7 protein-coding genes and 1 tRNA gene are annotated in these 9,602 nt (G+C 67.8%); 5 read left to right on the forward strand and 3 right to left on the reverse strand.

The window, feature by feature from the left end:
* On the reverse strand, positions 1–469 hold a 469-nt coding region (locus AC1Q5D_RS17560; protein WP_481739745.1), incomplete at its 3' end, for a transposase.
* Between the two features lie 1,714 nt (positions 470–2,183).
* On the opposite strand from AC1Q5D_RS17560, the gene AC1Q5D_RS17565 reads away from it, so the two are divergent.
* From AC1Q5D_RS17565 to AC1Q5D_RS17585, 5 genes are all read left to right on the forward strand, one after another.
* The gene (locus AC1Q5D_RS17565) at positions 2,184–2,723 is read left to right on the forward strand and encodes an RNA polymerase sigma factor (RefSeq protein ID WP_481739741.1); all 540 of its coding nucleotides are present in this window, start codon (positions 2,184–2,186) and stop codon (positions 2,721–2,723) included.
* Between the two features lie 299 nt (positions 2,724–3,022).
* On the forward strand, positions 3,023–3,871 hold the full coding sequence (locus tag AC1Q5D_RS17570; protein ID WP_481739742.1) for a hypothetical protein: 849 nt from the start codon (positions 3,023–3,025) through the stop codon (positions 3,869–3,871).
* Positions 3,872–3,873: 2 nt separating this feature from the next.
* The gene (locus AC1Q5D_RS17575) at positions 3,874–4,344 is read left to right on the forward strand and encodes a hypothetical protein (protein WP_481739743.1); all 471 of its coding nucleotides are present in this window, start codon (positions 3,874–3,876) and stop codon (positions 4,342–4,344) included.
* A gap of 242 nt (positions 4,345–4,586) precedes the next feature.
* Positions 4,587–4,659: transfer RNA gene (locus AC1Q5D_RS17580), tRNA-His, on the forward strand.
* A 282-nt stretch (positions 4,660–4,941) separates the two neighbouring features.
* Complete coding sequence (locus AC1Q5D_RS17585) at positions 4,942–6,873, forward strand: hypothetical protein (RefSeq protein WP_481739744.1); 1,932 nt, start codon at positions 4,942–4,944, stop codon at positions 6,871–6,873.
* 205 nt (positions 6,874–7,078) lie between these two features.
* Here the strand turns inward: AC1Q5D_RS17585 and istB are convergent, their stop codons facing one another.
* Positions 7,079–7,864, reverse strand: coding sequence for an IS21-like element helper ATPase IstB (gene istB / locus AC1Q5D_RS17590; RefSeq protein WP_481736795.1), 786 nt, complete (start codon positions 7,862–7,864; stop codon positions 7,079–7,081).
* Positions 7,864–9,387, reverse strand: a complete 1,524-nt coding sequence (gene istA, locus AC1Q5D_RS17595) for an IS21 family transposase (protein ID WP_481736794.1) — start codon at positions 9,385–9,387, stop codon at positions 7,864–7,866. The genes istB and istA overlap by 1 nt, the downstream gene beginning before the upstream one ends.
* Positions 9,388–9,602: the final 215 nt, after the last annotated feature.

The following is a 9,602-nucleotide window of genomic DNA, read 5'->3' on the forward strand; positions in this document are numbered from 1 at the left end:
ACTGGGCGACCTCGTCGGCGACCACGTCGGTGACCCGGGAGATCGTCGCCGCGGAGACCTTGGCCCCGTAGATCTCCTCGAGGTGGGAGCCGATGTCCCGGGTGCTCATCCCCCGGGCGTAGAGCGAGAGGACCATGTCCTCGACCTTGCCCAGCCTGCGGGCGCGCTTGGGCACGATCACCGGCTCGAAGGAGCCGTTTCGGTCCCTCGGGACCGTGATCCGCACCGGCCCTTGGAGGGTCTGGACGCTCTTGGTGGCCTTGCCGTTGCGGGAGTTGCCCGTGCCGTGCCCGGCGGGGTCCCCGGACTCGTAGCCGAGGTGGTCGCTCATCTCGGTCTCCAGGGCCCGCTCGAGCACGGCCTTGGTCATGCGCGAGAGCAGCTCCTCGACCCCGTGCCGGCCCTCGCCGAGGTCCTCGGCCGCCGTGACCAGCGCGTCGATCTGCTCCGGGTCCAGCACCCCGGCCAGGGGATTGTCGATCATGTCGTTTTCAGCCACGAGGGCCCGTCCTTTCGGGGATGAAACCACAGGTCACACCCCAGTTAGAGACCGGACCCTTACACACCTAATGAAACACCCTCTGGACGGATTCGTGCTTTATAGGAGGAAACCATAAACGGTCATTCGATACGACTCGCGCATCGTCGCAGTAGCACTCGCTGTGGAGACGGACGATGCCCAAGAGGAACGTCGGAAACTCGGTAGCCGCCTGGGTGTAAATGTGGAATTGCGCACCACCCGGCCTCGGACGGACCGTCAGGCACCGTCGAGAGATAGCTCCGAGCTGACCGCCGGGAACGCTCGGGTCCTCGTCTCAGCAGATGATCGTTTGACGCGACGAAAGCATTGGTGCGGAACGTGGTTCATTCCAAAAGAGCGCCAGCCGCTCGCGCGAGGTTACATCGTGCCGGCGCCGGGATCATCGCTCGCTGCGGGGCTCCTGCGTTTGTCTGCGGCCAAGATCCCATCGCGCACGCCGGCCCTGATCACTCCATAGAGGACACAGAAAAGGATCGCGGCGATTACTGCGTTGAGCACGAGCCCTGGGACACCCATCATCCCTGCAGCCTACCCCGGGCAGAGCGGTGGTTGGGCGGCGTGGCGACCGCCAAGAATGTAAGTGCCGCCAAGAAGACGCCATCCAGTGATGCAGCACTCGGGATCGAATGACCGGCGCTCGTGGAGATACTCGGCCCGATACCTGGAGGGGTTTAGAGGATCGCCCAGAACCGCGTCGATGACGGCCGCGGTGCGGAAGTCCCAAGTGATAGTCACTAATCGCGGGGGTCTCTCCTTACCGGGGTTTGTGCCGGTCTGCTCTCTTCTTAAGCCAGGCATTCCGGTAGCGGTCCGTTTCTCGTGCGCTCTTGTTCCCGAAGTGCCCACCGAGCCAGACTCCAAGCCCACTCCCGAGTCCGATCAGGGAGTACTCGATGCCGAGCAACATGGATAAGGCCACGCTAAGGACGAGGGCAACCGCAACGGAAGCGAGAATCAGCTTTCCACTCAAGACCCCTCCCAAGGCCGGGTTTTCCGAAGACTTGCAGCGCCGGGCGGCGCTAGCCTCCGTCGCGGTGCTGCCGTTCGTTCTCCCAGGCAACGAGAGCAACACAGAGGATTCCTCCCGAGGCACAAAGGAAAATAAGCCAATCGCCAGTCCGATAACCATGGAACAGCCCGAACACCGCAAGTCCGAAAGCGGTCACTCCCATAGCGAAACTGAATGCGCGGCCACGATCGCGATAAGACCAGATCTGGCCTTTCTTTGGGAAGAACGAAAACATCGGCTTCCTCGTCCTCGACGTACGAGCCGCTTGTCTTTTGGCTCTCTGGGCATTGAACCCTCGAGCTGCTGCCATGTGAAGTGAAGCCATGCCGTCCCACCTGGAATCACCTTCAGCGGCGTGGCTCCAACGTCGTCCCAGTAAGAGAGCGCTTATTGACACCGCCGCTGCTCCCTCAGCCAAGCCTGGTGGGTTTCACGCCGTCACGCAGGTTCCAGTCGCGGCCCCGGCTGCGCTCTGGGACTTTCCCTGTGCGGGTGTCAGGATCGGCTCATTCCGCAAACAAGCAGGGTAACGGGCGGTACCGATTCCGCCCGGACCACGGGGGGAGCAGGAATGTGGACGGTGTCCGGCGCGCAACGGCTGTGCCGCCGATGCGCCTTGCGGGGAGCCAGACCATGACCCCTCCCCTGCCTCCATCCGGACCGGACGGTGACGCGGCTGCCTTCACCCGGCTGTATCGGGAGACCTACTGGCAGGCCTATGCATTCACGCGGCGCCGCATCGACGGCGAAGAGGCCGCCCGCGACGTCGTTGCCGAGGCCTTCCGGATCGTGTGGCAGAAGCGCGATGTGGCGCTGGAGCGCGGGCTGCCCTTCGTCTATGCGACGTGCCGGAACCTGCTCGGGAACGAATACCAGCGCAGCGCGCGACAGGAGTCCCTCTTGGATCGCCTCACCGTCGAGGCGGCGCGATCGGGGCGTGGGGACCAGCTGGACCTGCTGCACGCGCTTCGCCGGCTTCCTGTGGAACAGCGTGAGGCGCTTTACCTGACGTATTGGGAAGAGCTCCAGGCAGGGGATGTCGCCCAGGTCCTCGAGTGCAGCGTGGCGACCGTGTGGAAGCGGCTCTCCCGGGCCCGCTCGACGCTCCGCGGCCTACTCACAGACGACTTCCCCGTCGCCTCGCCGACCTCCACACGAGAAGGACCGTCATGAATCTCGACGACCGGCTGCGCGAGCTGAACCCCATCGCACCCCCGACTGCCGGCGCACCCCTGGATGAGGTGGCAGCCGCCGAACTGGCCGCGATCCTGGGCACGGAGGGCCCATGCCGCCGGGCCCGCACAGGACCGGCGGCCCGCCGGCGCGGCGCGTCGGGGTGGTCCCGCCCGGGACGTCCCCGGTGGCTTGCGCCGGTGGTCGCCGCGGCGGCTGCCGTGGCCATCGGCCTCGGTGCCGGCGGCATCGCTTCCCATCGCGCCCACGAGGCGGCGGTTCAGGTATCCGCCCAGAGCGTGGCCCAGCCCCTGGTCATCGACAGCCCGGACGAATCCGGGGCGGGCGGACCCGAACTTGGCAACGCCCTCGAGGGCACCTCCGGGGGTCCCGGGGCCTTCGGCTCCGCCGCCGAGGTGGCGCGCTGGGCCCGCGGGGCCGGACGGCCCGCGGCGCAGCCAGACTCGCCACGGAATGTGCACGCCACCCATTGGGAACTCGGGCCAATGTGGGATGCCTCCTCGCGGGAGTTCACCCCAAGCCTCTCCCTGCCACAGACCATCCGGACCACCACCCTGCCCGACGGCACGCTCAGGCAGGCCACCACCGCGGGCCAACCCGTCGACCCGCAGGGGCGCGCCCTCGACCCGACCGCGCTCAACCTCCAGACCCTGGACCTGGAACCGGGCGAGACGGCCGTCCGCGAACACCCGGACGAGGGCTTCTCCCCGATGTTCCCCGACCCGCCTCCGGGATCCAGCGCCAGCATGCGCGCCTACCTCGCCGGCGTCCGGGACCGGCACCCTGCGGCCTTCGCGGACGGCGACCGGGGCCTCCTCCAAGCGGCCGGGACAATGCTCCTGTGGTGGAACCCCGACCGGGACACCAACGACGCCCTCCTCCAGGTCGTCTCGGGTCTGCAAGGCGCCGAGTACTTCGGACGGACCACCGACTGCGACGGGAACCCTGCCCTCGCCCTGGGCCTTACCTCCCAAGACCACGGCACCTACCGCACCACCCTGCTCGTGGACGCGGACACCGGGCGGATCACCGGGTACGAAGAGGCCTACACCGCCGCACCAAGGACAGGTGAACCCGCCTTCCCCGTTCCCGCAGTCCTTCGCTACATCCAAACCCACCAGGAGTGACCATGACACGCCATCCCAACGCCCTCTCCACGGGCCAGGCCAAGTCCCGCACCCCGGGACCCGAACTCGTGCACGTCCGCCGGGCCAAGGCAGGCATGATGGCCCTAGTCCTCGCAGCCGCGTTCACGACGGCAGCGTGCGGGGCCGACACCTTGCCTCCACCGCAGGCCACGGGAACAGGATCGTCGACGGCCCACGACGAGACGACCCACGTACCGGTCTCCGACATTTCCGGGGACCCCGATGAGCGCCGGCTCGACATGAGCGTCGCTTCCTGCAATGACGACCCCACCGTCAAAGTGGTGGAGACCCAGGACGAAGTCCTCATCACCGCGACGATCGTCGGTGAACGCTCCGGCTTGGATTGCCTAGACCATGCCTCGGTTCTCCTTGAGGACCCTCTGGGCGACCGGAAAGTGCGGGACACCGCAACCGGCGAGATCCTTGACGTACGGGCCCTTCAACAAGGTTGATCGGGTGCGCCGAGATCGAAGCCCTGTGCGGTCGAGTTCCTGCGCACCATGGCCTCCGCGGTCTCAGAGCAGTCCCATCAAACGTTGTGTTGATGCGACGGGCTGGGAGTGTTCAGCCGAGTAGGGCTTGCCGCTCGTTGACTTGCTGGGACGCTCGAGTCCACGAACGACACGCCGCCGCGATGCGCCTTCCGGGCGGCGTTATTGCAGCGAGGGCGGACCTAGCTTAGCTTGAGGTGCATCGACGTGTAGCTCAACAGCGAGAGCACTGGGCTATGGACCCAGAGGGAGCAGGGGCAGCACCTGCCACGTCGGCGATACGGCTCCGACCGGTGAGCTGGAGAGGAATACTTGGTGCTCGGGTATGCGTGGGAGCAGTTGCGAAAGGCGCGCGCCACAGCCGTGGTCGACCAAGACCCCGAGACGAGGTCCCGCGCGGTTCAGCGGGCCGAGTCGTGGCGTCGAGTACTCATGGGCATGGCGACAGGGAAACTGCGGATCGGGTCTCCTCTTCCCGTCAGAGGTTTCCCCGCGTGGTTAACGCCGGAAATCCTCCGTGGAGGCTTTGCGACCGGGAAGGCCGCTGCTGCCGGGCCCATGGCGGCCGACGAAATCGCTCTGGCTGACCGTCTGGGCGTAGAGCCCAGCCGTGCACAACTTTTCGCCTGGTTCCTGTCTGAGGAAGGCCTCCGAAAGCTGGACGCCTGGCTGGATTCGGGGCTCTATCGACTGGAACTTCCCGAACACGCCGCATTTCTGAGTATCGCTTGGCTCCTTCGGAACGACCGGCCTGACGATGCCCGCAGGCTAGTGGGAACATTGAAGCCCTGGTCCGAACATGTGCGGTTCTGGCCATACGACTCCGATGAGCGGGAGACCCCAGGTGTGCACGTCGCGACGCTGCCCGTCGTCACGGACCGCTTGGCCCGGAAACGACCCCAGCGGCAGGTCGAGGCCGAACGAGAGACCCTGTCGGTCTGGAATCCCTTTGCGGATAAGGTCCTACGCCACTGGTGGGCCACCCGTTCCAGGGACGGAGTGCTCGGGACGGACTTTCCTGCCGAGTGGATCGACGAATCGAAAGAACTGCTGACCGAGTACCGGTGCCTTGCCGCGAACCACGGGCTGACGAAGCGGCACGCGGATCCGAAGGGCAATCTGCAGATCATGTTGGCCGGGCTCCGTGCGCAGGTCGATGGCGACCGCGATCCTCGTATGGTGGATCTGGTTCGCACGGCGGTTTCAAAGATGGTCGCTAAGCGCGGCGAACCGGACTCGCCGCGTTTTACCGCGCTCCGGACCGCTCAGGCGGAGTTTGCGTCAAGGCCGTCCCACGCGGCCTTGGCGCACGAGGCCGCCGAGCAGTTGAGGGCGATGGGTCTTGCCGGCGCCGTGGCGGACCCTATCTCGTTGCTCCGAGACTCGCCTGCCCAGGATCTGGGCTCGGTGCGGGCCACGGTTCGGCAAGCCACCCAGGCGCCGTTGCAGGTCCTGCTGCAGGAAGGCATCGTCCGGTCCGCCGAAGTGCTGGCCGAGCTTGCCCCGCAGCTGACGGCCGAGACAGTGGCTTCCCGATACGAAGACCCGTCGGGCGCGTTGCTCGCCAAGCGCCTCTACGCGGCGTTTGCCAATCGGCGCAGTCTGCTACTGACCAAGAAGAGGTCGCAGGTGGCCATAGACGCGCTTCCCTGGTTCGCACTTCTGGAGCAAGCCGGGGTCACGGGGCAACAGCGGTCCCTCGCGCACGCGCAGGCACTGGATCTTGCCGCGCAGGCCCTGCGGCACTTCCCGGGAACGCTGCTGCCCAACTCGCTCGTGCGGGAACTTTCCCGGCTCTTCGGAGCCGCCTCCGAGGACGTCCCCCTCACCTACGAGTTGGCCGCGGACATCTTCACGGAGTCTTTCGCCCCCGCATTCCCCCGGGCGGCCCGGAAGGCTGCCGCAGTCGTCGGCGACTCCATCTACGCGCGGTACTACGGCATCGACTACGGCAAGATCCTCGCCATTGGCGCTGCTCCAACAGACCGCGCACTCCCACGCAGGGCCAGCCGGGGTGCCGTGGCCGCATTCGATGCGATGGTCCACTCCCGGGCGGGAAGCCGCCGCATCCAGCTCGGCAATGACGTCGTCGCCAACGGGCGGGCGATCGAGCAAGCCCAAATCCTGACCACGCACAATCTTTCCTCGCTGGTAGAGGCGGGGCTGACACTCGAGTGGGGGACTCAGGCGCGGGCATCCTGGAAAGCGACGAGGAAGCACCTCTCGAAGGCGGTAGGGGAACGGAGCCTGCACCACCGGAAGAACGCCGCGTACGCATGGCGGCAGACCGTGTTCTACCTCGCCCTATCACCACTTGAAGAGGTAGCCGCATTCCTGGATGACAAGACCCTCGTCAAAGGGCTACCGCCGCAGGCAGCGTCTCAGGCCGATGCACTCCTTCAAGGGCTACGGGAAACGCTAGAGGCGGGTGCGCCGGCCACGGGAGCGTTTCTGGGCTGGGGTGCTGGGTTGGGATCTCCCCGGCGCTAGCACCGGTATGACTTCGGGGGCAGGGCAGGCCGGATGTCCTCCTGTCTGGAGATATGGGAGCTCCATGGACGGCCGTGTCAACGGCCAGTAGGAATTGCCCGTGGGCGGCCAGCGGTTCTGCCCGCTGGTGGCCAGGGAAAGTGCCCACTGGTGGCCGGCTGGTTTGCCCGCGGGACGGGTGGTTGGTGCCGGCCACTGGTGGTGTCTAGGTCAGTGGCATGACTCCCTTTCCGGCCAGGGCCTGGGTGAGTCGGACGGAGTCGCCGGTGGTTTGGCAGACGTGGGCGTGGTGGAGGAGCCGGTCCACGGTGGCGGTGGCCAGGGTCTTGGGCATGAGCTCGTCGAAGCCGGCGGGGTGCAGGTTCGAGGACACGGCCACGGAGCGTTTCTCGTAGGCGGCGTCCACGACCCGGTAGAGGCCCTCGGCGGCGTCGGTGGCCACTGCAAGCAGGCCGATGTCGTCGATCACGACGAGGTCGGCGCGCAGGATCCGGGCCACGGCCTTGGTCACGGTGTCGTCGGCCCGGTGGGCGCGGATGAGCGCGCCGAGGTCCTCGAGGGTGAACCAGGCGACCCGCTTGCCTTCCTCGACGGCCTGTTGGCCCAGGGCCTCGAGGAAGAAGGTCTTGCCGGTGCCGGAGGGTCCGCAGACGACGAGGTTCTCCTTGCGGTGGATCCATTCCAGGGTCCGCAGGGCCTGCTGGGTCGGGGCCGGGATCGAGGAGGCTGTCTCGTCCCAGAGGGCGAAGGTCTTGCCGGTGGGGAACCCGGCGGCCTTGCGCCGGGTGGCGAGCATGGAGCGGGCCCGGCCCGCGGTTTCCTCGGCCAGCAGGGCCTTGACGGTCTCGGCCGGTTCCCAGCGCTGGGCGCGGGCGGTGGCCAGCACCTCGGGGGCGACGGCGCGGGCGTGGGGCATCTTCAGCTGGCGCATCAGCGCCGCGAGGTCCTCGGGCAGGGCCGGGGCGGTGGTGTTCGGGGTGGCGATGCCCATCAGGGGTGCTCCTTCCCGGAGGTGGTGGCGCCCAGGCCCGCCCAGCCGGCGGTGCCCTGGGTCAGGGACGTCCCCTCGTCGGCGGTGCGCAGCCCGGGCCGGTGCCCGGCGGCGGTGAGCAGGGAGGCTAGGTCCCCGTGGGCGAAGCGGTGGTGGACCGCGGCGAGGCCGAGGGCCTTGTCGACCTCGTTGGTCCCGGCGATCTTGGCCAGGGCGACGGCCTCGGCCATCTTGGCGTTGATGCGGTGCGCGCCCGCGGCGGCGGCCTCGAGCAGCCAGGACCTCGCGCCCGCGCCGATGCCCAGGAACTCGGCCTCGGCCTTCGAGCGCGGCACCGGGGTGTGGTCCCCAGGGACCTTGGCCGGGTCGTGGTCGGGGAAGTGGGAGTCGTCGATCGCCGGGGACCCGGGCGCGGCCACCGGATGCCGGGCGACCTCGAGGGCACCGTCGGGGCCGGCGTGGACGATCACGACCCTCGCGTCGGCGCCGGTGCCGTGTTGGCGGATGAAGACCTCGGCGCCGAGCAGGTGGGCCGGGACGGAGTACTGGGCGTTCTCGTAGGAGACCATCGGCGTGTTCGGCGGCACCTTCCGGCCCGTCCCGTAGGCGATCGTGTGCGCGGCGTCGGGGACCCGGTGCAGGGCGGGGGCCTCGTCGGCGAGCATATCCACGGGCCGGCGGCGGGTGGTGCGGTGCTCGCGGGAGTTCACCAGGTCCATGAACGCCTGGCAGGCCGCCTCGAGCTCGGCGAACGAGGCGTAGGAGCCGCGCAGGTTGGTGTCCTTGGGCACGAGGTCGGCCTTGGAGACCTTGACCGCGTTCTCCACCCCGCCCTTCGACGCCGGGTCGGCAGGCTGGCAGGTGAGGACCTCGACCGAGTAGTGCTTCGCGAACGCGACGGTCGCCTCGTTGCGCACCGGCACCCCGGCCACGTGCATCGTGGTCACCGTCTTCTCGTTGTCCGTCAGCACGTACGTCGGGGCCCCGCCGATGATCCTGAAGGTGCGGTCCAGGGCGGCGAAGACGCTCGGGGCGGTCCGGTCGCGCAGCGCGAGCACGATCCGGTACCGCGACCATGCGAGCCAGGCCACGAACAGCACCGTCTTGACCCCGCCGATGACCGGTCCGTCGCCGAAGTCGTACTGCAGCCAGCCGCCGGGCTCGGTGATCCAGGGCCGGTGCACCCGCCGCCTCCCGCGGCGGTAGGCGTCCTTCGCGGTCGCCACGGCACGGCGGGTCGAGCGCTCCGAACCGGCGTAGCCCATCGACACGAGCTTGTCGTGCACGACGTCGGCGCGGATCCGGCCCCGGGACTTGTCGACCCATTCCTCGATCTTCGCGTCCCAGTCGTCGGTGACCTTGGGCCGTTCCGGACCCGCGCCGGGGGCACGGCCGGCATCGCGGGCCCTCACGAGCCGGTCGACGGTGTGGTGGGAGCACCCGTGGATCTCCGCGGTGCTGCGTAGGGACCTGGTGAGGTCGTAGGTGGCAAGAATATTCACGGTTTCTAGGGCATCCTTCATTCAGGGCCTCTTCCTGCTGCGGATTCGATTCGACACCGACATCCAACCGGGAAGAGGCCCCCGCCGTCCTCAGAACACGGCAGGGCTAACGAGCAATGCGGGCAAACCAGCCGGCCACAAATGGGCAGTTTCCGTGGCCATACGCGGGCAGTCCCCGTGGCCGTCAGCGGGCAATTCCCTGGCCACCTACGGGCAGTTTTCCATGGCCGCTAACA

This window comes from Arthrobacter paludis (genome assembly GCF_056782315.1).

Coding starts and splice junctions, on each gene's coding strand:
- AC1Q5D_RS17565 (WP_481739741.1), top strand. CDS start 2,184: ATGACCCCTCCCCTGCCTCCATCCGGACCGGACGGTGACGCGGCTGCC.
- AC1Q5D_RS17585 (WP_481739744.1), top strand. CDS start 4,942: ATGGCGGCCGACGAAATCGCTCTGGCTGACCGTCTGGGCGTAGAGCCC.
- AC1Q5D_RS17575 (WP_481739743.1), top strand. CDS start 3,874: ATGACACGCCATCCCAACGCCCTCTCCACGGGCCAGGCCAAGTCCCGC.
- istB (WP_481736795.1), bottom strand. CDS start 7,864: ATGGGCATCGCCACCCCGAACACCACCGCCCCGGCCCTGCCCGAGGAC.
- istA (WP_481736794.1), bottom strand. CDS start 9,387: ATGAAGGATGCCCTAGAAACCGTGAATATTCTTGCCACCTACGACCTC.